Below are 24,948 nucleotides of genomic sequence, written 5' to 3' on the forward strand. Positions count from 1 at the left end.
CGGTCCGCCGGCGCGGGGGGATCGCCGTCGAAAAGGCGGCGCGAGTATTTTCCGACCGCTCGTTCAGTAACAGTTGATTAACGGAGACTGCCGCTGAAGCACTGACGGGCTTACGCTCTGAGTATCGCGACGTACTCGACGAGGAGTGCGCGTTCATCGATGTCCACAGGAGGACACAAAATGAAGCGAAACAGAGGCGCCCTCGCAGGCGCGGCGCTGCTGACCGCAGGCTTGATCGCACTGGCCGGATGCTCGTCGGGCGGTGATCCGGATCCCGAAGGCGATTCCGGCGCCGCGGCCGACGCGGACGCGATCATCACGACGAACGGCACAGAACCCGAGAACCCGCTCATCCCGACCAACACCAACGAGGTCGGCGGCGGCAAGATCCTCGACAACATCTTCGCCGGCCTGGTCTACTACGACGCCGAGGGTGCGCCGGTCAACGACATGGCTGAGGAGATCATCGTCGAGGACCCGCAGCTCATCCGCGTCAAGCTCAAGGAGGGGCAGACCTTCACCGACGGGGAAGAGGTCACGGCCGACAACTTCATCAAGGCGTGGAACGAGGGCGCGAAGCTCTCCAACGCCCACCTCTCGAGCTACTTCTTCGAGGACATCGAAGGCTTCAGCTGGGACGCGGACTCGGAGCTGACGGGGCTTGAGCAGGTCAGCGACTACGAGTTCACGATCGCGCTGAACAAGCCGGCCGCGGACTTCGCGCTGCGCCTGGGCTACTCCGCCTACTACCCGCTCCCTGACGTGGCCTTCGAGGACATGGCGGCCTTCGGGGAGAGCCCGATCGGCAACGGACCGTACATGCTCGCGGACGAGGAGGCCTGGGAGCACGACGTCAAGATCGAGCTGGTCCGCAACGACGACTACCAGGGCGGTCGCAAGCCGGCCAACGGTGGTCTGACGATCAACTTCTACGCCACGCAGGATGCCTCGTACGCCGACCTGCTCGGCGGCAACGTCGATGTGATCGACGAGATCGCACCCGTGTCCCTGCCCACCTTCCAGGACGACCTCGGCGACCGTGCGGTGAACCAGCCGTCCGCGCTGTTCCAGTCGTTCACGATCGGACAGTTCCTGCCGCACTTCGGCGGCGAAGAGGGCATCCTGCGGCGTCAGGCCATCTCGATGTCCTTCGACCGCGCGCAGATCACGGAGAAGATCTTCTTCGACTCCCGAACGCCGGCATCCGACTTCACGTCCCCGGTCATCGACGGCTGGACCGACGAGCTCGAGGGCAAGGAGGTGCTCGAGTACAACCCGGAGAAGGCCAAGGAACTGTGGGCCGAGGCCGACGCCATCTCCCCGTGGGAGGGCGAGTTCAAGATCGCGTACAACTCCGACGGCGGCCACGAGGAGTGGGTCGAGGCCGTGACGAACTCGATCTCGAACACGCTCGGCATCGAGGCGTCCGGTGAGCCGTACCCGACCTTCGCCGCCATCCGCGAGAAGGTCAACGACGGAACGATCACGACCGCGGCCCGCTCCGGATGGCAGGCCGACTACCCGGGGCTGTACAACTTCCTCGGACCGCTGTACGCCACCAACGCCGGTTCCAACGACGGCGATTACAGCAACCCGGAGTTCGACGAGCTGCTGAGCTCGGGCATCAGCAACACCGATGTCGACGCTCAGGTCGAGGACTTCAGCAAGGCGCAGGAGATCCTGCTCAACGACCTGCCGGCGATCCCGCTCTGGTATCAGAACGTGACCGGTGGGTACGGAGAGAACGTCGACAACGTGACGTTCGGATGGAACTCCGTGCCGATCTTCCACGAGATCACGAAGGCCGCCGAGTAGTAACGGCGGATCGAGCGCTACGGGGCGGCGAGAGCATCGCCGCCCCGTATGACGCTCCCTGTCGAGCCTGCTCGCTATCCCGAAGGGACAGCGAATGCTCACCTACATCATCCGGCGCCTCCTGCAGGTCATCCCCGTGTTCTTCGGCGCCACGCTTCTCATCTACGCACTCGTCTTCGCGATGCCGGGCGATCCGATCCTGGCTCTGTTCGGTGACAGGACACCGAATCCGGCGCTGCTGGCGGCGCTGCACGAGCGCTACCACCTGGACGAACCGTTCCTGGTGCAGTACTGGTACTACATCACCGGTGTGCTGCAGGGCGACTTCGGTGTCACGTTCTCCGGGAGGGCGGTCGGCGAAGTGCTCGCCGAGACTCTGCCCGTGACCGGGCGCCTGGCCGTCATGGCGATCGGCATCGAGTTCGTGCTCGCGATCGTCATCGGCACGATCTCGGCACTGCGCAAGGGCAGGCTGTTCGACAACACGTCGCTCGTGATCGCGCTGCTGGCCATCGCCGTGCCGATCTTCGTGCTCTGCTTCCTGGCGCAGTACTTCCTCGCCATCCAATGGGGTTGGTTCCGCCCCACCGTCGGGGCCCAGAACGACTGGGGGGATCTCTGGCTGCCCGCCATCGTCCTCGGCATAAGCCTCTATCCGGTGAGCATGCGCCTCATGCGCGGCTCCGTCATCGAGACGCTCGGCCAGGACTGGGTGCGCTCGGCCTACAGCAAGGGCCTGTCCCGCTACCGTGTGCTGCCCGTGCACGTGCTGCGCAACTCCCTCCTGCCCGTCATCACCAACTCGGCGACCAACTTCGGGGTCCTGCTGGTCGGTGCGACCGTGACCGAGGGCATCTTCAACGTTCCCGGCGTCGGCAACACGCTGTACCAGGCGGCGATCCGCGGAGAGGGGCCGACCGTCGTCTCCTTCGTCACGGTGTTCGTTGTGCTCTACGTGCTCGTGAACCTCATCGTCGACCTGCTCTACGGCCTACTCGACCCGAGGATCCGCTATGTCTGACTCCACCTCACGCACGCACTACGTCGCCCCGGTCGTGACCGAGACCATCGCGGTCGACGCGGTCAGAGTCGCCGAGAAGCCCAGCAACCTGTGGCGCGACGCCTGGCGCGATCTGCGGCGCCGTCCGCTGTTCTGGTTCTCCATCGTCCTCGCATTGATCTTCATCGTGATGGCGGCGTGGCCGACCCTGTTCACCCCTGTCTCGCCGCGGCAGTGCTCGCTCGACTACAGCAACGAAGGGCCCGCACCCGGGCACCCGCTCGGATACACGTTCCAGGGCTGCGACATCTACGCCAGGATCGTGTGGGGGGCGCGCACATCGCTGTCGGTCGGTCTGCTCGCGACGCTGCTCTCCTCCACCATCGGCCTCATCATGGGGGCGCTCGCCGGGTTCTACGGCGGCTGGCTGGACGGTCTGCTCTCGCGCATCGGCGACATCTTCTTCGCCATCCCGTATATCCTCGCGGCGGTCGTCGTGATGACCGTGTTCTCGGACTACCGATCGGTCTGGACGCTCTCGCTCGCGATCGGCGGATTCGCGTGGGCCGCCAGCGCCCGGGTGCTGCGCGCCGAGGTGCTGCGGGTCCGACAATCCGATTTCGTGATGGCTTCCCGAGCTCTGGGCCAGTCGAAGTTCCGCACACTGCTCAGCCACGTGCTGCCCAACTCGATCGCGCCGCTGCTGGTGGTCACGACCCTCGGCCTTGCGACCGCGATCGTGGCCGAGGCGACCCTGTCTTTCCTCGGCGTCGGCCTGGGCGGCTCGATCGTGTCGTGGGGCAATGACATCAGCAAGGCGCAGGCAGCGCTCCGCGTCGCACCGGCATCCCTCATCTATCCGTCGATCGCGCTCACGCTGGCCGTGCTCGCGTTCGTGACACTGGGCGAGCTGATCCGCGACGCCCTCGACCCGAAGGCGAGGGCACGCCGATGAGCCGCTATCCGCAGGCCGACCTCCAGGCCCCGATGCTCCGCGTCCGAGACCTGAAGGTCGCCTTCCACACGCAGGACGGCGAGAACGAGGTGCTGCACGGCATCAGCTTCGACGTCATGCCCGGCGAGACCCTCGCGATCGTCGGCGAATCCGGATCGGGCAAGTCGACCACGGCGACGGCGATCGTGAATCTGCTCCCCGGCAATGGGAAGATCACCGGCGGGACGGTGGAGCTGGAGGGCCGAGACCTCACCGCGCTGAGCAGCAACGCGATGGAGGAGGTTCGCGGTCGCGACATCGGCTTCGTGCCGCAGGACCCGATGTCGAACCTCAACCCGGTGTGGAGCATCGGCTTCCAGGTGAAGGAGGCGATCCGCGCCAACGGGATCGTGCAGGGGCGCGCCGCCGTCAAGGAACGCGCGATCGAGGTGCTGCGCCAGGCCGGGCTGGCCGACGCGGACCGACGCCTGCATCAGTACCCGCACCAGTTCTCCGGCGGCATGCGGCAGCGCGCGCTGATCGGCATCGGACTGGCAGCCGACCCGCGTCTGCTCATCGCCGATGAGCCGACCTCGGCCCTCGACGTCACCGTGCAGCGCGTCATCCTCGACCACATGGCGAAGCTGACGAGAGAGAAGGGCACCTCCGTTCTGCTGATCACGCACGACCTCGGCCTCGCGGCCGAGCGCGCGGAGAAGATCATCGTCATGAACGGCGGCAACATCGTCGAGGCCGGTCCCAGCAGCCAGATCCTCACCGACCCGCAGCATCCCTACACCAAGCGATTGGTCGCAGCAGCCCCCAGCCTCGCGTCGCAGCGCATCCAGGCCGTCGTCGAGGATCGCGGAGTCGAGACGTCGGACCAGCTGGCGGCGATCCCTCCGACCGTCCGCGTACGCGGGCTGGTCAAGGACTACAAGATCCGGCAGGGCGGCTTCCGCAGCATCCCGTTCCGAGCCGTCGACGATGTGAGCTTCGACATCCCGCGCGGCAAGACGCTCGCCCTGGTGGGGGAGTCCGGATCGGGCAAGTCCACCGTGGCGAAGATGGTCCTCAAGCTCGAAGAGCCCACCGACGGAAGCATCGAGATCGACGGCATCGACGTCTCGCGTCTGTCCAACGCGCAGGCTTTCGCCCTGCGCCGTCGGATGCAGCCGGTGTTCCAGGACCCGTACGGGTCCCTCGACCCGCTGCGCAACATCGGCAACACGATCGCGGAGCCCCTGAACATCCACGACGTGGGGGACACGGCGTCTCGGCGCGAACGCGTCAGGGAACTCCTCGACCAGGTCTCCCTGCCGCAGGCGCTGGCGACGCGGTATCCCAACGAGCTCTCCGGCGGACAGCGTCAGCGTGTCGCGATCGCCAGGGCCCTCGCGCTCAAGCCGGACATCGTGGTTCTCGACGAGGCGGTCTCGGCGCTCGACGTGCTGGTGCAGGACCAGATCCTGCAGCTTCTCGCCGAACTGCAGTCCGGCCTCGGCCTCACGTACCTGTTCATCACCCACGACCTCGCCGTCGTGCGCGTCTCGAGCGATCTCGTGTGCGTGATGGAGCAGGGCAGGGTCGTCGAGCAGGGGACGGTCGACGAGATCTTCGCCGATCCGCAGCAGGCCTACACGGAGAGGCTGCTGGCGGCGATCCCGGGGGCTGCGGTCCTCGATGGCTGACGGGCGGGCGGCGCGCACCGATCCCGACGTGCGCACACTGCGTCCGATCGGTGGACTCGCGCTGGTGTGCGCCGTCGCCGTACTGGTGCTGCTCCTGCTCGTCGACGCCGTCGTCCGCGGCAGCTGGGCGCAGATGCTCCTGCTCGCCCCCTGGCCGCTGCTGGTGCTGTGGGTCACCTATGAGGCGGCGGCCGCGTCCTTCGTCCGCATGGATGCCGTGGGCGTGACGGTGCAGAACGGGCTGCGCCGGACGTCGTTCGGCTGGCAGCGGGTGCGCGGCGTCGACTTCCGCTGGCAGCTGGAGTTCGCGCTCGACGACGACACGACTGCGACCGCGCTCGGTGGGCCGGCACGTGCGCGTCCGCCGCGACAGAGCGACCAGGAACGCGAGGTCGAGGGGCCGCGCGTGCCGACGGGCGTCCGCGTCCTGACCGAGATCACCGAACGACGCGACCAGGCGCCCTCCACCGCCGACGACCCGATCCGCCGCTCCTGGGACGCGCCGGCGCTGATCGCTCTCGGTGTCATCGTCGTGTGGGCGGCGGTCGCGATTCTCGTCGCGCAGGGGTGAATCAGCCGGGCAGCCCGAACAGCGTCGGCCACGTCGCCGCCGCCCAGGGGTACCCGACGAAGACCGTGGCGTCGATGAGGAAGTGGGCGACGAGGAACGGCATCAACCGCCCCGAACGCGAGAACAGCCAGCCGAACAGGAGCCCCATGGCCAAGTTCCCTACGAACGCGCCCGGCCCCTGGTACAGGTGGTAGCTGGCGCGGAGGATGCTCGTCGCGACGATGATCGGCCACGGACCCCAGCCGAGCTGCTTCAGCCGCGCGAACAGGTAGCCGAGGACGACGAACTCCTCCTGGATCGAGGCTCGGGCGGCCGAGAGCAGCAGGATCGGCACCGTCCACCAATGGGCATCGAGCCCGGCCGGGTTCACGGCGACGAACCACCCCAGCATCCGGCCGGCGAGATAGAGCGCGAGACCGGGGATGCCGATGGCGAGCACCAGCAGGATGCCGCGGCCGGTGTCCCCGCCGATGCGGGTGCCGTCCAGACCCAGCCGCTTCAGGTGCGGGCGCGAGTTCTGCCAGAGCAGGAAGCACACCAGCAGCACCGGGACGAGCGAGAAGCCGATCGAGAGCACCTGGTGGATGAAGTCGAAGACCTCGCGGTCGCTGCGGGAGGGGTTCAGGGTCGTCGTCTGGTCGGCGAGCGGCGTGGTGTCGGTCAGCCGGTAGGCCAGTTGCACGATCGCGTAGATCGCGGACTGCCCCAGACCCAGCGCCAGCACGATCGCGATCTCCCACCACAGGCGCGCGCGGGATGCCGGGGGAGTCGTCATCCGTCGATCGTAAGCCGCTCAGAGAGGCTCCAGCGAGCGTGCGATATCCTGAGGAGTCGGCATCCCGGCGCATCCCACATTCTCCTGAGGACTCCTTCATGGCGCACGCCCTCCGCTCCGACCTCCGCAACGTCGCCATCGTGGCGCACGTGGACCACGGCAAGACCACTCTGGTCGATGCCATGCTCCGTCAGACCGGCTCCTTCGGTGAGCACGCGCACGTCGATGAACGCGCCATGGATTCGAACGATCTCGAGCGCGAAAAGGGCATCACGATCCTCGCGAAGAACACCGCGATCACCTACAACGGCGCACACACCGATGTGCCCGTGACGATCAACGTGATCGACACCCCTGGCCACGCCGACTTCGGCGGCGAGGTCGAACGAGGCCTGTCGATGGTCGACGGTGTCGTGCTGCTCGTCGACGCGTCGGAGGGCCCGCTGCCTCAGACCCGCTTCGTGCTGCGCAAGGCGCTCGAGGCGAAGCTGCCCGTCATCCTGCTGGTCAACAAGACCGACCGTCCCGACGCGCGCATCGCCGAGGTCGAGGAGGAGGCGCACGACCTGCTGCTGGGCCTTGCCTCCGACCTCGTCGACGACGTGCCGGACCTCGACGTGGACGCTCTGCTCGACGTCCCGGTCGTGTACGCCTCCGGCCGCGCCGGTGCGGCCTCGCTCAACCGTCCCGCTGACGGCTCGCTGCCCGACAACGACGACCTCGAGCCGCTGTTCGAGGCGATCCTGCAGCACGTGCCCGCGCCGTCCTACGACGACGAGGCTCCTCTGCAGGCGTGGGTCACCAACCTCGACTCCAGCCCGTTCCTCGGTCGTCTCGCACTGCTGCGCGTCTTCAACGGCACGCTGAAGAAGGGCCAGACCGTCGCTTGGGTCCGCGCGGACGGCACGACCAGCAACGCCCGCATCACCGAGCTGCTCAAGACCCGCGCCCTCGAGCGCTACCCCGCTGAGGAGGCCGGTCCGGGCGACATCGTCGCCATCGCCGGCTTCGAGAACATCACTATCGGCGAGACCATCGCCGACCCCGAGGACGTCCGTCCGCTTCCGGCCATCACGGTCGACGACCCGGCCATCTCGATGACGATCGGCACCAACACGTCGCCGCTGATGGGCAAGGTCAAGGGGCACAAGCTCACCGCCCGCATGGTGAAGGACCGCCTCGACAAGGAGCTCATCGGAAACGTCTCGCTCAAGGTCGTCGACATCGGCCGCCCCGACGCGTGGGAGGTGCAGGGCCGAGGCGAGCTCGCCCTGGCGATCCTCGTCGAGAACATGCGCCGCGAGGGCTTCGAACTCACCGTCGGCAAGCCCCAGGTGGTCACGAAGAAGATCGACGGCAAGACCTACGAGCCGTTCGAGCACCTCACGATCGACACGCCGGAGGAGCACCTCGGCGCGATCACGCAGCTGCTCGCGAACCGCAAGGGTCGCATGGAGAACATGACCAACCACGGCACCGGCTGGGTGCGCATGGAGTTCATCGTTCCCTCGCGAGGCCTGATCGGCTTCCGCAGCGAATTCCTCACCACGACCCGTGGCACCGGCATCGCGAACGCGATCTCGCACGGCTACGAGCCGTGGGCAGGCCAGATCACGACGCGTCAGAACGGCTCGATCGTCGCAGACCGTCAGGGCGTCGTCACCCCGTTCGCCATGATCGCCCTGCAGGAGCGCATGTCCTTCTTCGTGCAGCCCACGCAGGAGGTCTACGAGGGCATGGTCATCGGTGAGAACTCGCGCGCCGACGACATGGACGTGAACATCACCAAGGAGAAGAAGCTCACCAACATGCGTGCGGCCAGCTCCGACACCTTCGAGTCGATGACGCCGCCGCGTCAGCTGACGCTGGAGGAGAGCCTCGAGTTCGCCCGTGACGACGAATGCGTCGAGGTCACGCCCGAGGTCGTGCGCATCCGCAAGGTGATCCTCGACCAGACGATCCGTGGACGCGAGGCATCACGCCTGAAGCGCCAGGACTCGAACGCCTGACCCCAGCGCATAGCGCTCGAGACGACGCCCCCTGCCGCTAGGTTTGACCTAGCCGCAGGGGGCGCCGTTCATTCGAGGAGAGACCACGTGGATCCGACACCGTTCCAGGAAGTGCCGCAGTCGGTGTCCACCGGGGCTCTGCCCGGATGGTTGCGTGTGGATGAGCTCGTGCGCGAGGCGCACGCGCGCTACGCGTCTGAAGCCGCGGGGTCCGTCGCGGACTACATCCCGGTCCTCGCCGCTGCCGATCCGGGGCTGTTCGGACTGGCGGTGATCGACGTCGACGGCGGTGTCCACGACGCCGGCGACGCGCTGCACGCCTTCTCGATCCAGTCGATCTCGAAGATGTTCGTGTACGCGCTCGCCATCGCCGAGCACGGCCACGCCCACGTGCGCGACGTCGTCGGAGTCAACAACACCGGCCTCGCATTCAACTCGTTGATGGCGCTCGAACTCAACGGCGGCCACCCGATGAATCCGATGGTGAACGCCGGTGCCATCGCGACGACGGCGCTCGTGCCCGGCGCGACATCCGCAGAGAAATGGGAACGCATCCGCGAGGGGCTGTCGGCCTTCGCCGGCCGTCAGCTCCGCATGGACGGCGAGGTGTACCGCTCTGAGGCCGAGACCAACGACCGCAACCGGGCGATCGGCCGATTGCTCGTCGGCTACGGGCGGCTCAACGAGGATCCGGATGAGATCGTCGACGTGTACACGCGCCAGTGCGCCCTGAGCGTGACGGCGCACGACCTGGCGGTCATGGGGGCGACGCTCGCGGACGGTGGCGTGAACCCCGTCACCGGCGATCGCGTGGTCTCCGCCGACGTCTGCCGCGACACGCTCGCCGTGGTCGCGTCGAGCGGTCTGTACGAGCGGTCGGGGGAATGGCTGTTCGAGATCGGGCTTCCTGCCAAATCCGGTGTGGCCGGCGGCATCGTCGCCGTCGCACCGGGCAAGGGCGCGGCGGCCGCGTTCTCGCCTCCGCTCGACAGCGCAGGCAACTCGGTCAGGGGGCAGTTGGCGATCGGCCATCTGTCCAGAGCCCTCGGCCTCAATCTGTTCGCATCCGCGCCGGCCCGACTCGAGGAGCAGCCATGACCACCCGGAACGATCCGACGACAAACCTCGAGACTCGGGCCAGCTGGTTGCCGATGGTGAGCCTGTTCCTCGCCCAGGTGCTGATGTCGTTCAACGTCGCGGCGCTGCCCATCTCCCTCGGCGGGATGGTCGAGGACTTCGGCGTTCCGCCGACCGTCGTCAGCTCGACGATCGTCGTCTACGGTCTCGCGGTCGCCGCTCTGGTGATGACCGGGGCGAAACTGGGGCAGCGGATCGGCTGGGTCCTCATGTTCCGCATCGTGATCGTGGTGTTCGCGGCATCCTCCGTGCTGATGATCTTCTCTCAGACGGTCGCGTGGGCCATCGCAGGCCAGGCACTGGCCGGCGCGTCGGCGGCCATCATCGTGCCCGCGCTGGTCGCGCTCATCGCCGAGAACTACCGGGGTGCGCAGCAGGCCACCGCGATCGGCGGGCTGGGCTCCGCCCGTGCGATCTCCGGCGTCAGCGCGTTCCTCATCGGCGGCACGCTGGGGACACTGGTCGGATGGCGTCCGGTGTTCATGATCGTGCTCGCGATCGCCGTCGTCGTCTTCGCCTTCAGCTTCACACTGCGCGGGGACCGAGGCGATGCGTCCGTCCGCATCGATCTGGTGGCGTCCGCGCTGATCGGCGCGGCCATCGTGCTGCTGACGCTCGGGTTCAACAACCTGAACGCGTGGGGTGCGGTCCAGGCGACCGACGCCGCGCCCTTCGACGTCCTGGGGCTGTCGCCGGCTCCCGTGTTCGTGGTCATCGGGATCATGCTTGGCCAGACCTTCTTCTGGTGGACCAGGCGTCGCATGCGCGAAGGCAAAGTGCCGCTGATCGACCTGAGCATCCTGAAGTCCTCGCGGGAACGGGCGGCCGTCTACGCGATGTTCATCGTGGTGGCGCTCGAAGCCTGCGTGAACTTCACGATCCCGCTCTACATCCAGATCGTGCAGGGGCGGACGCCGTTCGACACCTCGTTGGCCATGATGCCATTCAACCTGACGGTGTTTATCACCGCGACGCTCGTCGTGCGCTTCTACAAGCGGTATCCGCCGCGGACGATCGGCGTCTTCGGCTTCATCCTGACCACGGCGGCACTGCTGTGGCTGTCCTTCGTCGTGACGAACAATTGGGAGACGCTGCCGACGATCCTCGGCCTGATCGTGTTCGGCATCGGGCAGGGCGCCTTGGTGACTCTGGTGTTCAACGTCCTCGTGACGTCGGCGCCGGCCGAACTCGCCGGCGATGTCGGGTCGATGCGAGGGACGACGCAGAATCTCGCCTCCGCCGTCGGGACCGCGGTGGCGGGAGCGCTGCTGGTCTCGCTGCTCGGTATCGGCGTCGCGAGCGCCGTCGTCGAGCATCCCGAGATTCCGCCGACTCTGGTCGAGCAGGTCAACATGGACGACCTGAACTTCATCAGCAACGACGACCTGCGCACCGTCCTGGATGAGACGGACGCCACAGCGGAGCAGGTCGACGCGGCCGTGGAGATCAACGAGCAGGCGCGTCTCGGAGCGCTGAAACTAGGGCTGCTGATCCTCGCCGGTGTCAGCGCCCTGGCGATTCTCCCGGCATCCCGGTTGCCGCGCTACAAGCCGGAGGAGATCCCCGACCCATCGCCGGTCGCCGCCGGAAGATAACGAACTCATAACATAGTTTCCCGGGAGCCGCGAGCACGGATTCCCGGGGAAAACCCACGCAGCGTCCAGGTGGGCGATCGGTTTCGTCCAGGTCGGGGCGACAGACTCGATCCTCGTGCCCGGGAAACGGCTCCCGATGAGCCGCCCCGCGAGGGTCCGGGCCGACGACGACCCGAAAGTCGAACCCTTCATGCTGCATTCCCCGAACACCCGTGCGTCCGCGCGCGCCGCAACCCTGGCGCACGCGCACGCCGACGTCACCTCCCGCCACCCGCTCGTTCTCGGCATCGCGCTGGGCGCCGCCCTGAGCGTCGCCATCACGGCGGGTACCGCCTCTTCGGCCGCGGCCGCTGCCGAAGCCCACTCCGGCGCCATCGCTTCGCTGGCGACGGTGACGGATGCCGATCCGTTCGCGCCGGCGACCGGCGCCGTGCGTATGGCCGTGCCGATGGCCGGCATCACCGAGGACGCGCAGGTCGCCGTCGAGACGGCGCAGGCGACGCTCGCCGACGCCGCGGCGCTGACAGCGGAAGTGGCCGCGTCGGGACTCACGCTGGACACCGCGACCACGACGATCGACACATCCGCCCTCGAGACGGACGTGGCCGAACTCGCCGCCGTCGTCGATGACGCCGCGCCCGCCACTGCCGCGCCCGCCGCTGCGGCGCCCGCCGACCTGACCGCACCTGCGGCCGCCGCGGCAGCGGCACCTGCCCTCCCCGAGCCCGCGTCGGCCACCGAAGCGGATTCGTCGGATGCCCCTGCGGACGACGTCGAGAAGGCGCCGCTCGAGCTGGTCGTCGACACCGCCGACGTGACCGCGACCACTGCCACGATCGCTGCGGCGACGGCGACTCTGCGCGAGGCACTGACCGCCGCGCAGAAGGCGGAGGCCGAGCGCAAGGCCGCCGCGGAGCGCGCTGCGGCTGCGCAGGCCGCAGCGAACACGCCCGCGGGTGCCAAGGCCACGGCGCGCGCGATGGCAGCGAGCCAATACGGCTGGGGCGACGGGGAGTTCTCCTGCCTCGAGTCGCTGTGGACCAAGGAGTCCGGCTGGAACTACAAGGCGTACAACCCGTCGGGTGCGACCGGCATCCCGCAGTCGCTTCCGGGCGACAAGATGGCCACGGCCGGCGCGGACTGGCGGACGAACGCGACCACCCAGATCGCGTGGGGCCTCAGCTACATCGACCGCGCCTACGGGTCGCCCTGCGCGGCGTGGGGCCACTCGCAGGCCACCGACTGGTACTGAATCCTGCGCGACCCCGGCGTCCGCCGCGCGCAGCGCGCGTCATCGGAGCTCTGAGATGAGCACCGCGCTCGTTCCCGGCGCGGTGGCATCGAAGATGTGCGCGACGTCACCCGCGTAGCTCAGGTAGTCGCCGGGGTTCAGCAGCTCGGTGTCTCCGGTCGGGCCGATGTGCGCCTGACCGGAGATCAGCACCACATGTTCGACCGTGCCGGGATGGTGCGGTTCCGAGCGGCGTGGATCGCCCGGCTCCGCCTGGACCAGGTAGATGTCGCGCCGCGCTCCCGGCGGACTGGCCGAGAGCAGGGTCGCGCTGTAGGCCGCCGCGGCGGAGGGGATGCCGGCGAGATCGTCGGCGCGGATGAGGGTCGGCGCGTTGGCCTGCTGATCCACCAGTGCCGCGAACGGGACTCCGAGGGCCACGCCGAGCGCCCACAGCGTCTCCACGCTCGGGTTGCCCGCTCCGGATTCGAGCTGGGACACGGTCGCCTTCGAGATGCCGGCACGACGGGCGAGTCCTGAGACCGACAGCGACGCAGCCTCGCGCTCGCGCCGCAGCGTCCGTGCGATGCGGGTGCGGAGATGATCCATGCGTTCATCATGTCAAACGATCGTTCGCTTGACTACGCCGATGACGGTGTTCAGAATGATGATCGTGTGTTCATCGAATCGAACAGGATCGGCATGACGGCCGAGCGCGAGGTCTGGCGCGAGGGTCTCGGCGTGGCGCTCGCGACCAGTGCGTACGGCATCTCCTTCGGAGCACTCGCGGTGGCCTCGGGGCTCGACGTCTGGCAGACGTGCGTTCTGAGTCTGCTGATGTTCACCGGTGGATCGCAGTTCGCGTTCATCGGCGTCCTCGCGTCCGGTGGCGTCTCGGCGCTGCCGTCGGCGATCGCCTCCGCCGCGCTTCTCGGCGTGCGCAACGTCGCCTACGGCATGCGCATGTCGCCGATCATCGGCCGCGGATTCTGGCGTCGCGCCGCAGCGGCGCAGTTCACGATCGATGAATCCACCGCCGTGGCGATCTCGCAGCCCGATCCGCGGTTGAGCCGCGTCGGGTTCTGGGTCACCGGCATCGGCATCTTCCTGGGCTGGAACGTCATGACCCTCGTCGGTGCGCTTCTCGGCGACGTGCTCGGCGACCCGAAGACCTGGGGATTGGATGCCGCGGCGGCCGCCGCGTTCCTCGCACTGCTGTGGCCTCGGCTCAAACAGCGCCAGGCGGTGGCGGTCGGTGTGGCAGCGGCCGTCGTCGCGGCATCCGTCACTCCCTGGCTGATGCCGGGCATCCCGGTGCTGCTCGCAGCCGTGGTCGCCATCGTCGTCGGCTGGTTCAACTGGCTCGGTGGAGACGTCGTGCCTGCTGCGCCCCAGGGGGTGCAGTCGTGAGCATCTGGAGTGCGGTGCTACTCGCCGCGTGCATCTGCGTGGCCCTGAAGGCGTTCGGATACCTGATTCCGGCGCGCGTGCTGGCCGCGCCGCGTCCGGCGCGGATCTCCGATCTGCTCACGGTCGCGCTGCTGGCGGCGCTCGTCGCGGTGCAGACCCTCGGCGACGGCCAGTCGATCGTCGTCGACGCGCGCGTGCCGGCCGTCCTGGTCGCCGCGGTGCTGCTGTGGCTGCGCCAGTCCTTCCTCTTGGTCGTCTTCGCCGCCGCGGCGGTCGCAGCGCTGCTGCGCTGGGCGGGCTGGGCCGCGTGATGCCAGCGGCCGCCGAGGGCGGCGCCGGTAGACTCGCGGAGTGAACACCTGGCTCTCCCGCATCCTCTCCTGGGTCGCCGCTGCCGTCGTCGGCGGCGTGTACGGGATCGCCGGGACCATCGCGCACAGTCTGATGTGGGGTCCGGTGCCTGCAGGCCTCATCATCGCCGCCATCGCCTGCGGCGCTCTGCTCACCGCGATCCGCGCCTTGACTCATGACCGTGGAGCAACGCTCGCCGCGGGTCTCGGGATGCTGGCGACGGTGACGCTCATCTCGGGCGTCGGACCAGGGGGTTCCGTCGTCGTGGAGGACTCGATCTGGGGTCGCGTGTGGATCTATCTCGTCGCCGGGCTCGTGTTCCTGGCGGTCGCGTGGCCGCGGCTGCCGCAACCGCGCGAGCGTCGAGCCGTCGCGGGGCAGGATGAACCAGCCCCGTCGGCGCCGATCGTGACGTCGATCCCCGGCATCCGGGAGGAGCGCGTCGGCGACGGGACGTAGACTGGGGGAGTGACGTATGTGATCGCTCTGCCCTGTGTCGATGTGAAGGATCGCGCCTGCATCGACGAGTGTCCCGTGGACTGCATCTACGAGGGCGAACGGTCGCTGTACATCCACCCGGACGAGTGCGTCGACTGCGGTGCCTGCGAACCCGTGTGTCCCGTGGAGGCGATCTACTACGAGGACGACCTCCCCGAAGAGTGGGCCGACTACTACAAGGCCAACGTCGAGTTCTTCGAGGAGATCGGCTCGCCCGGAGGCGCGGCCAAGGTCGGCGTCTACGACTTCGACCACCCGATCATCGCCGCCCTGCCGCCGCAGGGGGAGTGACGGTGTCGGTCCGCGATCTGGCCGACTACCCCTGGGATGCGGTCGTTCCGTTCCGCGAGCGCGCCGCACGGCATCCCGCCGGCCTCGTCGACCTGTCCGTCGGTTCGCCGGTCGACCCGACTCCCGCGATCATCCGCGCTGCTCTGACCGAGGCGACAGACGCGCACGCCTACCCGCAGACCGTCGGCACCCCCGCCCTGCGCGAGGCGATCGTCGACTGGTACGCCCGCAGACGAGGTGTGCCCGATCTGACGACGGCGAACGTGTTGCCGACGATCGGATCGAAGGAACTCGTCGCACTGCTGCCGACGCTTCTCGGCCTGGGGGAAGGCGACATCGTCGTGCATCCGACCGTCGCCTACCCCACCTACGAGGTGGGCGCACGCGTGGCTGGAGCCACCCCCGTGCGGGCCGATGACCCGTCGGAGTGGCCCGAGGGCGCGAAGCTCATCTGGATCAACACGCCGGGAAACCCGGACGGTCGCACCTGGACTGTCGACGAACTGGCGGCGGCGGTACGCCGCGTCCGCGAGATCGGCGCGATCCTCGCCAGTGACGAGTGCTACGCCGAACTCGGCTGGGACGGTCCGTGGGCCACGCAGCCGATCCCCTCGGTGCTCGACCCGCGCGTGACCGGCGGCAGCAGGGCGGATCTGTTGAGCGTGTACTCGCTCAGCAAGCAGTCCAACCTCGCCGGCTACCGTGCCGCGTTCGTCGCCGGATGCTCCCGCGTGATCGCCGACCTGCTGACGGCGCGCAAGCATCTCGGCCTCATGCCGCCGGCTCCGGTGCAGCACGCCATGGCTGTCGCTCTGGGCGATGACGCGCACGTGGCGGCGCAGAAGCAGCTGTACCGCGAGCGGCGCGATGTACTGCTGCCCGCGGTCGCGGCCGCCGGGTTCCGGATCGACGGCTCGGAGGCCGGCCTGTATCTGTGGGCCACGGAGGGCCGTGACGCCTGGGAGTCGATGGCGCGGCTGGCCGATCTCGGCATCCTCGCCGGTCCGGGGCCGTTCTACGGCGACGGCTCGGCGGAGCACATCCGACTGGCACTGACGGCGCCGACCGAGCGCGTGGCGGAGGCGGCGGGACGGCTGCACTCCGCGGAACTGTAGATTTCGGCATCCTGCCCCCGCATCTCTTGGCGGATGTCACAGTTGGCCGGAGTGCGCACTAGGCTGTAGAGGCGATTCGGTCGAGATCTGCCCGGCGCACGACGCCGTGAATCGACGAGCAAGACCAACACGGTCGATACAGACGTAAGAGGAGGCCCGCGTGAGCGCGACGGGAGACCAGCAGGTGAAGGCGACGCTTTCGATCGACGGAACCACGGCAGAATTCCCGGTGGTCCGCGGCACGAGCGGCAACGACAGCATCGACTTCTCGACGCTGACCCGCCAGACCGGCTACACGGGACTCGACTACGGCTTCGTGAACACGGCGTCGACGAAGTCGGCGATCACGTTCATCGACGGCGACAAGGGCATCCTGCGCTACCGCGGCTACTCGATCGAGGAGATCGCGAAGAACTGCAGCTACCTCGAGGTGGCCTGGCTGCTCATCTACGGCGAGCTGCCCACGCCGTCCGAGCTGGCCGACTTCGACGAGCGCATCCGTCGGCACACGCTGCTGCACGAGGACATCAAGCACTTCTTCTCGGCCCTGCCGCACACCGCGCACCCGATGTCGGTGCTGTCGTCGGCCGTCGCGGCGCTCTCGACGTACTACGAGGGTCAGACCGATCCGAACAACCCGGAGCACGTCGAGCTCAACATGGTGCGCATGCTCGCGAAGCTGCCGGTCATCGCGGCGTACGCGCACAAGAAGAGCGTCGGACAGGCGTTCCTGTACCCCGACAACTCCCTGAGCTTCGTCGACAACTTCCTCAAGCTGAACTTCGGCGTGCACAGCGAGCCCTACGAGGTCAACCCGGTGATGTCGAAGGCGCTCGAGCTGCTGCTGATCCTCCACGAGGATCACGAGCAGAACGCCTCCACGTCGACCGTGCGTCTGGTCGGCTCCACAGGTGCCAACCAGTTCGCGTCGATCTCCGCCGGCATCCAGGCGCTCTCCGGCCCGCTGCACGGCGGCGCGAACGAGGCCGTGCTGACCATGCTCGGGCAGATCCGCGAGTCCGGTCAGAGCGTCCAGCGCTTCGTCGAGCGGGTCAAGAACAAGGAGGACGGTGTCAAGCTCATGGGCTTCGGGCACCGCGTCTACAAGAACTACGACCCCCGTGCCAAGCTCGTCAAGAGCGCAGCGGACGAGGTGCTCGCCTCGCTCGGCGTCAGCGACCCGCTGCTGGACCTCGCCAAGGAGCTCGAGGAGATCGCCCTCGCGGACGACTACTTCGTCGAGCGCCGCCTGTACCCGAACGTCGACTTCTACACCGGCGTGATCTACAAGGCGATGGGCTTCCCCACCCGCATGTTCACGGTGCTGTTCGCGATCGGCCGCCTCCCGGGCTGGCTGGCGCAGTGGCGCGAGCTGCAGCTCGACCCGCAGACCAAGATCGGCCGCCCGCAGCAGCTGTACACGGGGGCCGCGGAGCGCGCCTTCCCGAATCGCTGACGCGACGCCCGGACGACGAAAAACCACTTCCCCCACGAGAAACCACCCGGCAGGTGATTCCTCGTGGAGGAAGTGGTTTTTCGTGTGCGCTCAGGCGCGGGGTGCGCCGGACGGTCGCTGCGAACGACGACGACGGGGCGCCGGCTGACCGGAGGCGGGAGCGTGCGAACGCTGACCGCTCTCGCTGGCGTACCGCGATACCGAACCGCCGCGGGGCACGTCGCTGCGCGCGGCACCGGATGCCGCGGTGCGACCGCCCTGGCCGCGGGCACCAGAGCGTGCGCCGCCCTGCTTCTGACCGGTGCGCTGACCGCCCTGGCCGCCGCGCGACTGTCCGCCCTGCGGCCTGCGCTGGCCCCCGCCCTGCGTCTGCTGCTGCACGGGAACCGGCTTGACGTACGCGGCACGCTCGCCGACGAGGTCGTCGACGATGCCGTCCGTCACGGGCTCGAGAGGTGCATCGATCTGCGCCTTGCGCAGGAGGTCCTTGACGTCGCGACGCTGCTCGGGGAGCACCACGGTGACGACGGTTCCGGCGGCGCCGGCACGCGCGGTGCGACCGGAGCGGTGCAGGTACGCCTTGTGCTCGACCGGCGGGTCGACGTGCACCACGAGGTCGACGTTGTCGACGTGGACGCCTCGGGCGGCGACGTCGGTCGCGACCAGGACGCGCACGCCCCCGTCGGCCGGGTCGGCCGAGAACGCCGCGAGGTTGCGCTCACGGGCGTTCTGCGACAGGTTGCCGTGCAGATCGACCGCCGGGATGCCCGCCGCGGTGAGCGCCTTGGCGAGCTTCTTCGCCTGGTGCTTGGTGCGCGTGAACAGGATGCGGCGCCCCAGACCCGAGGCCAGCTCGTTGACGAGCGTCTTCTTGCGCTCGGCGTCGGCCAGCAGTACGCGGTGCGTCATCTCGCCGACCGGCACGCTCGCCTCATCGACCTCATGGCTGACCGGCTTCACGAGGAAGCGGCGCGCGAGAGAGTCGATGCCGCGGTCCAGCGTCGCGCTGAACAGCAGTCGCTGTCCACCGGCCGGGGTCGCGGTGAGGATGCGGGTGACACCGGGCAGGAAGCCCAGGTCGGCCATGTGGTCGGCCTCATCGAGGACGGCGACCTCCACGGCATCCATGAAGGCGATCTTCTGCTTCATGAGGTCTTCCAGGCGGCCGGGGCAGGCCACGATGATGTCGACACCGGCCCGCAGCGCCTGCTCCTGCGGGCGCTGACTGACGCCACCGAAGATCGTGGCGACCGTCAGGCCGGCGGCCTTCGCCAAGGGGGCGACGGTCGCGGCGATCTGAGTGGCCAGTTCGCGGGTCGGCGCGAGGACGAGTCCGCGCGGGTGCCCCGGGCGGGTGCGCTTGCCGGATTCGGACAGGCGGGCGACGAGGGGGAGCGCGAAGGCGATCGTCTTGCCGCTGCCGGTGCGGCCGCGGCCGAGCAGGTCACGACCCGCGAGCGAGTCGGGGAGGGTGTCGCGCTGGATCGCGAACGCCTCGGTCTTGCCTTCGGCGGCGAGGACCGCAGCGAGGGGCGCCGGGACGCCGAGTTCGAGGAAAGTAGGCATAGAGATGCTCCATCGGCGCGCGAGTGTGCGCGCATAGTGGGTGTGAGGTGGGCGAGGGCGCAAGAGCTGCGCACCGGTTCGCCGTTCGAAACGCCAGCCGGAAGCTGGAGCGGATCAGTTCGCTTCGGTCCTCAGAGACCCGTGACGACGACGCAGTCACCCGAAGGCAACCTCGCCAGCCTACCAGTGCGCGCATGCCGTCGGGCGCATGCGTCCAGATCAGGCGTGCAGCGCCTCGTTCAGGGTGACCCCGACGCCAGCGCGCTGCTTGGCCTCGATGGCACCGGTGACCGAGTTGCGCCAGAACAGGATGCCGTCCCGGCCGCTCAGTTCGGCGGCCTTGACCGTGCGCTTGACGCCGTCCGCCGTGCTCGGACCGTCTGCGAGAACGACCTTCGAACCGGCCGTCACGTAGAGACCGGCTTCGACGACGCAGTCGTCGCCGAGGGCGATGCCGATGCCGGCGTTCGCGCCGAGCAGCGAGCGCTCGCCGATCGAGACTCGGACTGTCCCGCCTCCGGAGAGCGTGCCCATGATCGAGGCTCCCGCGCCGATGTCGCTGTTCGCGCCGACCACGACGCCCTGCGAGATGCGGCCCTCGACCATGACCGGCCCGAGGGTGCCCGCGTTGAAGTTCACGAAGCCCTCGTGCATGACGGTGGTCCCGGGGGAGAGGTGTGCGCCGAGGCGCACACGGGACGTGTCGGCGATGCGGACGCCCTCGGGGAGCACGTAATCGGTGAGACGGGGGAACTTGTCGAGCCCCTGCACCTGGATCCCGTTGCGCTGCAGCAGCGGGCGCAGCCGCTCGGCGTCGGCGGGGAGCATCGGACCGGCGGTGGTCCACGCGTTGTTCGGCAGGTGCCCGAAGATGCCGTCGAGGTTCAGGTCGTTCGGCTGCACCAGCAGGCGCGACAGCGCGTGCAGGCGGAGGTAGGCGTCCGCGGTCGACCCCGGCGCCTCGTCGAGGTCGATCCGCAGCTGGACCAGTTCGGTGCGGACGTTGCGCCGCTCGTCGGCTTCGGCCAGGGCATCCCACGTCGCGACCGCGGCGACGGCGTCCGTCGCCTCCAGCGAACCGAAGCCGACCTCAGGGTACCAGGCATCCAGGACCGTGCCGTCCGATGCGATCGTGGACAGTCCGACACCCCATACCGTGCGCGCGTTGCTCATGGGACAACGCTACCGCGAACGCCGCGACGGCCACGCCGGGTGGTGCGCCGTAGGCTGAGGGCATGGCACTCGATCTCACCGCCTCCTCGCTCGACATCACCAGGACGATCTGCGACATCCCCAGCGTCTCCGGGGATGAGGCGATGCTCGCCGATGCGATCGAGCAAGCGGTCAGACCGCTGGCGCATCTCGAGGTGATCCGATTCGGCAACACCATCGTCGCGCGCACGCAGCTCGGCCGTGCGCAGCGGGTCGTGATCGCCGGGCACATCGATACCGTGCCCATCAACGACAACGTGCCGACCAAGGATGTCGACATCGACGGCGAACCTCATCTGTGGGGCCGCGGCACCGTCGACATGAAGGGCGGGGTCGGCGTGCAGCTGAAGCTCGCCGCCGAGCTGACCGAGCCCGTGGTCGACATCACCTGGATGTGGTACGACAACGAGGAGGTCGCCGCAGCCCTGAACGGACTCAACCTGCTCTCGGCCGCCCGCCCCGACCTCTTCCAGGCCGACTTCGCGATCCTCGGAGAGCCGTCAAACGGGCAGGTCGAGGGCGGCTGCAACGGCACGCTCCGCGCCATCGTGCGCACCCACGGCATGCGGGCGCACAGCGCGCGCGCCTGGGTGGGCGAGAACGCGATCCACGGCGCAGCGCCGATTCTCGCTCGGCTGGCCGAATACCGCGCCAAGGAGGTCGCGGTCGAAGGGCTGGTGTACCGCGAGAGCCTCAGCGCCGTGCGGATCTCGGGCGGCGTAGCAGGCAACGTCATCCCCGATCTCTGCGAGGTCGAGGTCAACTACCGCTTCGCGCCCAGCAAGAGCGCCGCTGACGCCGAGGCGCATGTGCGCGGCGTCCTCGCCGGGTTCGAGGTGGAGATCACGGATGCCGCAGAAGGCGCGCGGCCAGGCCTGGACGCGCCCATCGCGCAGCAGTTCGTGACGGCCGTCGGTGCCGAGCCCCGCCCGAAGTACGGCTGGACCGACGTCGCGCGCTTCTCCGCGCTGGGCATCCCGGCCGTGAACTACGGCCCTGGCGACCCCCATCTCGCGCACCACGACCAGGAGCGCGTGCCCACCGCCCAGATCGACGCCGTCGAGCGCGGCCTGCGCGCATGGCTCACCGGGGCCTGACGCCGGTCAGGCGCTGGGCGCACCTGCCGGTCGTCGCACGCATCGCGGCGATCTACGTCGCCTCCCGGCTCGTCACGACCGGTCTGCTCGCGCTCGCCGCTGCGCTGTCCGGCCAGGCATCGCGCTTCGGCGCCGACGCCGACGTCGCCGACTTCGTGCTCGGTTGGGATGCGCAGTGGTACTGGCTGGTGGCGGTCGAGGGGTACCCAGCCGAACTGCCGCTGACGGAAGCCGGGGAAGTCGCCGAGAACGCCTGGGCCTTCATGCCGATCTACGCATACGCCGCCAGGATCGTCGGACTCCCGCTGGGTTCCTGGGGCGCCGGCGCACTCCTGATCTCACTCGTCGCCGGGTACTTCGCGTGCATCGCGCTGTACCGCCTGCTGCACGATCGGCTCGGTTCGGCAGCCGCGCTGTGGGCCGTCGCGTTCTTCGCATCCGGTCCGCTGGCCGCACTGTTCCAGGTCGGCTACGCCGAGGCGCTGTTCGCCATGATGCTGCTGTTCTCGGTGGATGCCGTGCAGCGGCGGCGATACGGCATCCTGTACCTGCTCATCCCGCTCATGGCGTTCACCCGCCCGGGGATCCTCGCCTTCGCGCTCTTCCTCGGACTGCACGGCATCGCCCGCTGGCTGCGCCGTGGCCGTGAACCGCTGCCCGGCCGCGACATCGCGCACATCATCGCGCTGGGTGCGCTCGCCACCGTCACCGGCTTCGCCTGGCAGGTGATCGCCGGCATCGTCACGGGCGATCCGGGGTCGTATCTCGCCACCGAACTCGCATGGAGACGCGCCTGGGGGATGGGCGAGAGCGGATTCGTGCCCTTCCAGGGGTGGATCGAGGCGTCGTCGTTCTGGTTCGCGCACTGGGGGATGCCGGGGCACTGGGGGTACGTCGCCCTCGCGCTGCTGGTCGCCGGGATCGCCGCGGCGCTGCTGTTCGCGCCGTCCGTCCGCCGCCTCGGGATCGACGTCCGGCTGTGGAGCGCGAGCTACCTGCTCTACCTGCTCGCGGTGTTCTTCCCGCAGTCGTCCACGTTCCGTCTGCTCATGCCGCTCAGCCCGCTGTGGGGCGCCGTCGTGCCCCGCGGGCGGGGCTACCGGATCGCGGTCCTGGTGCTGTGCCTCCTCGGGCAATGGGTGTGGATCCTCCACGTCTACGCGCTCGGAAACACGTTCTGGCAGGTCCCGTGATCGGTTGTTCATGACGGATTCTTCCCAGCGCGGACACAGGGTCGTGGCCCTACCGATAAACTTGCTGCATACCACCGAGGAAAAGGAGCCACGATGGCAGCGATGAAGCCGAGGACTGGAGACGGACCCATGGAGGCCGTCAAGGAGGGGCGCCTCATCATCGTGCGTGTTCCGCTCGAAGGCGGCGGCCGTCTGGTCGTCTCCGTGAACGACGCCGAAGCGAAGGAGCTTCACGACGTGCTCGCCGCCGTCGTGAACCCCTGAGTCCTCTCCCGCATCCAGCGGGACGAAAAGGGCGGCGGATCCGAGGATCCGCCGCCCTTTTCGTGTCTTCGAGCCTCAGTCGGTCTCCGCGACGCTGATCAGCTGCAGCAGTCCTTCGCCGGAGGAGGAGATCGACGCCAGCACGGCCTGCGACTGCTGCGTCTCCTGGATGAGCGAACGGTAGGCGGACGTGACGGCGTCGCGCTGCACAGGGTCGGCGACCTTGCCGCCGACGAGGATCCGAGGAACCAGCACGATTCCGCCGGTGCGCACGAGGCGGAGGCCGTGCTCGACGTACTCGATCACGTTGTCGGGATCCGCGTCGACGAGGACGATGTCGTACGAGCCCTCGTTCATGCGCGGCAGGACATCGGCGGCGCGACCGGTGATGAAGCGGGCCCTGGTGGTCGGGATGCGGGCTTCGGCGAACGCCTGCCGCGCGGCGGCGAGGTGCTCGGGTTCGTTGTCGATCGAGGTGAGGACGGCCTGCGGAGCGCCGCGCAGCAGCCAGAGACCGGAGACACCCGCGCCTGTGCCGATCTCGACGATCGTCCGCGCGTTCACGGCGGCGGCGAGCAGCGCGTACTGCGCGCCCACCAGGGGACTGATGGGAGCCGCACCGATCTCGTCGGCGCGCGCGCGGGCGCGGGCGATGGCGTCCGGCTCCGCTGTGGCCTCGCGGATGTACCGCGCGTTGGCGTCGTGCTCGCTCATGGCATCTCCCGTAATGGTGGTCTCTCCCAGATTACGTCCACGCCGCGTTCTCAGCGGACAGGCGCGGCGCGGTAGCCTGGAGCCATGGGGTTCGGACTCGACGTCGAGAAGCTGCTGGTGATCGGTTTCATCGCTGTGCTGCTGATCGGTCCTGAGCGGCTGCCGCACTACGCGGAGCAGTTCGCCAAGCTCGTGCGCCGAGGCGGCGAGATGCTGCGCGACACGAAGAGCCGTGTGCAGGAGGAGATGGGCCCCGAGGTCTCGGACGTCGATTGGCGCAAGCTCGACCCCCGGCAGTATGACCCCCGGCGCATCATCCGTGACGCGCTGTTCGAGGACGCAGCCCCCGCCCCCGTGACGCCGTCGACCACGAGCGCTGCGTCGGAGACCACGGCGACCAAGGCCACAGCCACGACAGCGGTTCGGGAGACCCCCGTGTTCTCGAAGAAGAGCCCGCCGCCGTTCGATCCCGAGGCGACCTGATCCGACTCACCGCCGCCGGGATCAGCCGATCTCGGCGCGCAGACGGGCGATGTCGGCGTCGGACACGACCGCTCGCGGCAGCGCCGTCATCGCGGAGCTGTCGCGCAGCTGAAGCATCACCGCGTCGCGGCCTGCCCGCACGCGGCGGAACGACGAGAACGCGATCCGCGAGGTGCCGCGGGCGCTCTCCACCCGTAGTTCGCGCTGACCCACGATGACCGAGACGGTGGATCCCTCCGGCATCGTGACGGCCAGCGAACGACGCACGCTCGTGATCGTGAGGATGACGTACAGCACCATGACGCCCGCGAACAGGGCGGGCATCACGACCAGTCGCCCGGCCTGCGACGGCGCGTTCGCCAACGCCGTCCCGAACGGCGCGAGCGTCCAGAGCAGACCGGCTCCGAGCAGTCCCCAGACGACGATCGACAGCGGGCGGGTCAACAGGAAGATCGTGGCGTCTCGGGACATGCGGGTGAGCAGATCGCGGTCGACCCTGACGCGGCGGGGCGCTTCGGTCATCGTGGCATCGCCTCCCGT

General features: G+C 68.7%; 25 protein-coding genes. 19 read left to right on the plus strand and 6 right to left on the minus strand.

The window, feature by feature from the left end:
- The first annotated feature begins 180 nt into the window (after nt 1-180).
- From OED01_RS05090 to OED01_RS05110, 5 genes are all read left to right on the plus strand, one after another.
- Nucleotides 181-1,815, plus strand: coding sequence for a peptide ABC transporter substrate-binding protein (locus OED01_RS05090; RefSeq protein ID WP_264157297.1), 1,635 nt, complete (start codon nt 181-183; stop codon nt 1,813-1,815).
- Between the two features lie 94 nt (nt 1,816-1,909).
- Nucleotides 1,910-2,836, plus strand: a complete 927-nt coding sequence (locus tag OED01_RS05095) for an ABC transporter permease (RefSeq protein WP_264157298.1) — start codon at nt 1,910-1,912, stop codon at nt 2,834-2,836.
- Nucleotides 2,829-3,770 (plus strand): ABC transporter permease, encoded by a 942-nt coding sequence (locus tag OED01_RS05100; RefSeq protein WP_264157299.1) that lies wholly within the window; start codon nt 2,829-2,831, stop codon nt 3,768-3,770. Before OED01_RS05095 ends, OED01_RS05100 begins: the two co-directional genes overlap by 8 nt.
- A complete protein-coding gene (locus tag OED01_RS05105) occupies nt 3,767-5,440 on the plus strand; it encodes a dipeptide ABC transporter ATP-binding protein (RefSeq protein ID WP_264157300.1) in 1,674 nt (557 codons plus the stop codon). Before OED01_RS05100 ends, OED01_RS05105 begins: the two co-directional genes overlap by 4 nt.
- Entirely contained in the window at nt 5,433-6,011 is a 579-nt protein-coding gene (locus OED01_RS05110) for a PH domain-containing protein (RefSeq protein WP_264157301.1), read from the plus strand. The genes OED01_RS05105 and OED01_RS05110 overlap by 8 nt, the downstream gene beginning before the upstream one ends.
- Before the next feature lies 1 nt (nt 6,012).
- Here the strand turns inward: OED01_RS05110 and OED01_RS05115 are convergent, their stop codons facing one another.
- On the minus strand, nt 6,013-6,786 hold the full coding sequence (locus OED01_RS05115; protein ID WP_264157302.1) for a CPBP family intramembrane glutamic endopeptidase: 774 nt from the start codon (nt 6,784-6,786) through the stop codon (nt 6,013-6,015).
- A gap of 98 nt (nt 6,787-6,884) precedes the next feature.
- Here OED01_RS05115 and typA point away from each other — a divergent pair, with 98 nt between their 5' ends.
- From typA to OED01_RS05135, 4 genes are all read left to right on the plus strand, one after another.
- Complete coding sequence (typA, locus tag OED01_RS05120; protein ID WP_264157303.1) at nt 6,885-8,795, plus strand: translational GTPase TypA; 1,911 nt, start codon at nt 6,885-6,887, stop codon at nt 8,793-8,795.
- A gap of 87 nt (nt 8,796-8,882) precedes the next feature.
- A complete protein-coding gene (gene glsA, locus OED01_RS05125) occupies nt 8,883-9,893 on the plus strand; it encodes a glutaminase A (RefSeq protein WP_264157304.1) in 1,011 nt (336 codons plus the stop codon).
- Nucleotides 9,890-11,527 (plus strand): MFS transporter, encoded by a 1,638-nt coding sequence (locus OED01_RS05130; protein ID WP_264157305.1) that lies wholly within the window; start codon nt 9,890-9,892, stop codon nt 11,525-11,527. The genes glsA and OED01_RS05130 overlap by 4 nt, the downstream gene beginning before the upstream one ends.
- A gap of 136 nt (nt 11,528-11,663) precedes the next feature.
- Nucleotides 11,664-12,779, plus strand: a complete 1,116-nt coding sequence (locus tag OED01_RS05135) for an aggregation-promoting factor C-terminal-like domain-containing protein (RefSeq protein WP_264157306.1) — start codon at nt 11,664-11,666, stop codon at nt 12,777-12,779.
- A gap of 39 nt (nt 12,780-12,818) precedes the next feature.
- On the opposite strand, the gene OED01_RS05140 is transcribed toward OED01_RS05135, so the two are convergent.
- Complete coding sequence (locus OED01_RS05140; protein WP_264157307.1) at nt 12,819-13,367, minus strand: helix-turn-helix domain-containing protein; 549 nt, start codon at nt 13,365-13,367, stop codon at nt 12,819-12,821.
- Nucleotides 13,368-13,460: 93 nt separating this feature from the next.
- On the opposite strand from OED01_RS05140, the gene OED01_RS05145 reads away from it, so the two are divergent.
- The 6 genes from OED01_RS05145 to OED01_RS05170 all read left to right on the plus strand — a co-directional run bounded on the left by OED01_RS05145 (nt 13,461) and on the right by OED01_RS05170 (nt 17,879).
- Nucleotides 13,461-14,168 (plus strand): AzlC family ABC transporter permease, encoded by a 708-nt coding sequence (locus OED01_RS05145; protein WP_264157916.1) that lies wholly within the window; start codon nt 13,461-13,463, stop codon nt 14,166-14,168.
- Nucleotides 14,165-14,479: an AzlD domain-containing protein gene (locus tag OED01_RS05150; protein WP_264157308.1), complete on the plus strand. Its 315-nt coding sequence runs from the start codon at nt 14,165-14,167 to the stop codon at nt 14,477-14,479. Before OED01_RS05145 ends, OED01_RS05150 begins: the two co-directional genes overlap by 4 nt.
- Nucleotides 14,480-14,519: 40 nt before the next feature.
- Nucleotides 14,520-14,978 (plus strand): histidinol dehydrogenase, encoded by a 459-nt coding sequence (locus tag OED01_RS05155; RefSeq protein ID WP_264157309.1) that lies wholly within the window; start codon nt 14,520-14,522, stop codon nt 14,976-14,978.
- Between the two features lie 9 nt (nt 14,979-14,987).
- The gene (fdxA, locus tag OED01_RS05160; protein ID WP_264157310.1) at nt 14,988-15,308 is read left to right on the plus strand and encodes a ferredoxin; all 321 of its coding nucleotides are present in this window, start codon (nt 14,988-14,990) and stop codon (nt 15,306-15,308) included.
- A gap of 2 nt (nt 15,309-15,310) precedes the next feature.
- Entirely contained in the window at nt 15,311-16,423 is a 1,113-nt protein-coding gene (gene dapC, locus OED01_RS05165; protein ID WP_264157311.1) for a succinyldiaminopimelate transaminase, read from the plus strand.
- A gap of 160 nt (nt 16,424-16,583) precedes the next feature.
- Nucleotides 16,584-17,879: a citrate synthase gene (locus OED01_RS05170; RefSeq protein WP_264157312.1), complete on the plus strand. Its 1,296-nt coding sequence runs from the start codon at nt 16,584-16,586 to the stop codon at nt 17,877-17,879.
- Between the two features lie 90 nt (nt 17,880-17,969).
- Here OED01_RS05170 and OED01_RS05175 read toward each other — a convergent pair whose 3' ends face one another.
- Both OED01_RS05175 and dapD read right to left on the minus strand, forming a co-directional pair.
- Nucleotides 17,970-19,445 carry a DEAD/DEAH box helicase gene (locus OED01_RS05175; protein WP_264157313.1) on the minus strand — a complete coding sequence of 492 codons (1,476 nt, stop codon included), beginning with the start codon at nt 19,443-19,445 and terminating at the stop codon, nt 17,970-17,972.
- Between the two features lie 219 nt (nt 19,446-19,664).
- A complete protein-coding gene (gene dapD, locus OED01_RS05180; RefSeq protein ID WP_264157314.1) occupies nt 19,665-20,618 on the minus strand; it encodes a 2,3,4,5-tetrahydropyridine-2,6-dicarboxylate N-succinyltransferase in 954 nt (317 codons plus the stop codon).
- 62 nt (nt 20,619-20,680) lie between these two features.
- On the opposite strand from dapD, the gene dapE reads away from it, so the two are divergent.
- The 3 genes from dapE to OED01_RS05195 all read left to right on the plus strand — a co-directional run bounded on the left by dapE (nt 20,681) and on the right by OED01_RS05195 (nt 23,211).
- On the plus strand, nt 20,681-21,754 hold the full coding sequence (gene dapE, locus OED01_RS05185) for a succinyl-diaminopimelate desuccinylase (RefSeq protein ID WP_264157315.1): 1,074 nt from the start codon (nt 20,681-20,683) through the stop codon (nt 21,752-21,754).
- A complete protein-coding gene (locus OED01_RS05190) occupies nt 21,736-22,947 on the plus strand; it encodes a hypothetical protein (RefSeq protein ID WP_264157316.1) in 1,212 nt (403 codons plus the stop codon). The genes dapE and OED01_RS05190 overlap by 19 nt, the downstream gene beginning before the upstream one ends.
- Before the next feature lie 93 nt (nt 22,948-23,040).
- Nucleotides 23,041-23,211, plus strand: coding sequence for a DUF3117 domain-containing protein (locus tag OED01_RS05195; RefSeq protein WP_264157317.1), 171 nt, complete (start codon nt 23,041-23,043; stop codon nt 23,209-23,211).
- Between the two features lie 75 nt (nt 23,212-23,286).
- Here the strand turns inward: OED01_RS05195 and OED01_RS05200 are convergent, their stop codons facing one another.
- Nucleotides 23,287-23,925, minus strand: a complete 639-nt coding sequence (locus OED01_RS05200; RefSeq protein WP_264157318.1) for an O-methyltransferase — start codon at nt 23,923-23,925, stop codon at nt 23,287-23,289.
- 84 nt (nt 23,926-24,009) lie between these two features.
- On the opposite strand from OED01_RS05200, the gene OED01_RS05205 reads away from it, so the two are divergent.
- On the plus strand, nt 24,010-24,408 hold the full coding sequence (locus OED01_RS05205; RefSeq protein WP_264157319.1) for a Sec-independent protein translocase family protein: 399 nt from the start codon (nt 24,010-24,012) through the stop codon (nt 24,406-24,408).
- 21 nt (nt 24,409-24,429) lie between these two features.
- Here OED01_RS05205 and OED01_RS05210 read toward each other — a convergent pair whose 3' ends face one another.
- On the minus strand, nt 24,430-24,930 hold the full coding sequence (locus OED01_RS05210; RefSeq protein WP_264157320.1) for a hypothetical protein: 501 nt from the start codon (nt 24,928-24,930) through the stop codon (nt 24,430-24,432).
- Between the last annotated feature and the right edge of the window lie 18 nt (nt 24,931-24,948).

It is taken from the genome of Microbacterium sp. M28, assembly GCF_025836995.1.
In the GTDB taxonomy this organism is placed as follows: domain Bacteria; phylum Actinomycetota; class Actinomycetes; order Actinomycetales; family Microbacteriaceae; genus Microbacterium.

Coding starts and splice junctions, on each gene's coding strand:
- OED01_RS05090 (WP_264157297.1), top strand. CDS start 181: ATGAAGCGAAACAGAGGCGCCCTCGCAGGCGCGGCGCTGCTGACCGCA.
- OED01_RS05095 (WP_264157298.1), top strand. CDS start 1,910: ATGCTCACCTACATCATCCGGCGCCTCCTGCAGGTCATCCCCGTGTTC.
- OED01_RS05100 (WP_264157299.1), top strand. CDS start 2,829: ATGTCTGACTCCACCTCACGCACGCACTACGTCGCCCCGGTCGTGACC.
- OED01_RS05105 (WP_264157300.1), top strand. CDS start 3,767: ATGAGCCGCTATCCGCAGGCCGACCTCCAGGCCCCGATGCTCCGCGTC.
- OED01_RS05110 (WP_264157301.1), top strand. CDS start 5,433: ATGGCTGACGGGCGGGCGGCGCGCACCGATCCCGACGTGCGCACACTG.
- OED01_RS05115 (WP_264157302.1), bottom strand. CDS start 6,786: ATGACGACTCCCCCGGCATCCCGCGCGCGCCTGTGGTGGGAGATCGCG.
- typA (WP_264157303.1), top strand. CDS start 6,885: ATGGCGCACGCCCTCCGCTCCGACCTCCGCAACGTCGCCATCGTGGCG.
- OED01_RS05130 (WP_264157305.1), top strand. CDS start 9,890: ATGACCACCCGGAACGATCCGACGACAAACCTCGAGACTCGGGCCAGC.
- OED01_RS05135 (WP_264157306.1), top strand. CDS start 11,664: ATGAGCCGCCCCGCGAGGGTCCGGGCCGACGACGACCCGAAAGTCGAA.
- OED01_RS05140 (WP_264157307.1), bottom strand. CDS start 13,367: ATGGATCATCTCCGCACCCGCATCGCACGGACGCTGCGGCGCGAGCGC.
- OED01_RS05145 (WP_264157916.1), top strand. CDS start 13,461: ATGACGGCCGAGCGCGAGGTCTGGCGCGAGGGTCTCGGCGTGGCGCTC.
- OED01_RS05175 (WP_264157313.1), bottom strand. CDS start 19,445: ATGCCTACTTTCCTCGAACTCGGCGTCCCGGCGCCCCTCGCTGCGGTC.
- dapD (WP_264157314.1), bottom strand. CDS start 20,618: ATGAGCAACGCGCGCACGGTATGGGGTGTCGGACTGTCCACGATCGCA.
- dapE (WP_264157315.1), top strand. CDS start 20,681: ATGGCACTCGATCTCACCGCCTCCTCGCTCGACATCACCAGGACGATC.
- OED01_RS05190 (WP_264157316.1), top strand. CDS start 21,736: ATGGCTCACCGGGGCCTGACGCCGGTCAGGCGCTGGGCGCACCTGCCG.
- OED01_RS05195 (WP_264157317.1), top strand. CDS start 23,041: ATGGCAGCGATGAAGCCGAGGACTGGAGACGGACCCATGGAGGCCGTC.
- OED01_RS05200 (WP_264157318.1), bottom strand. CDS start 23,925: ATGAGCGAGCACGACGCCAACGCGCGGTACATCCGCGAGGCCACAGCG.
- OED01_RS05205 (WP_264157319.1), top strand. CDS start 24,010: ATGGGGTTCGGACTCGACGTCGAGAAGCTGCTGGTGATCGGTTTCATC.
- OED01_RS05210 (WP_264157320.1), bottom strand. CDS start 24,930: ATGACCGAAGCGCCCCGCCGCGTCAGGGTCGACCGCGATCTGCTCACC.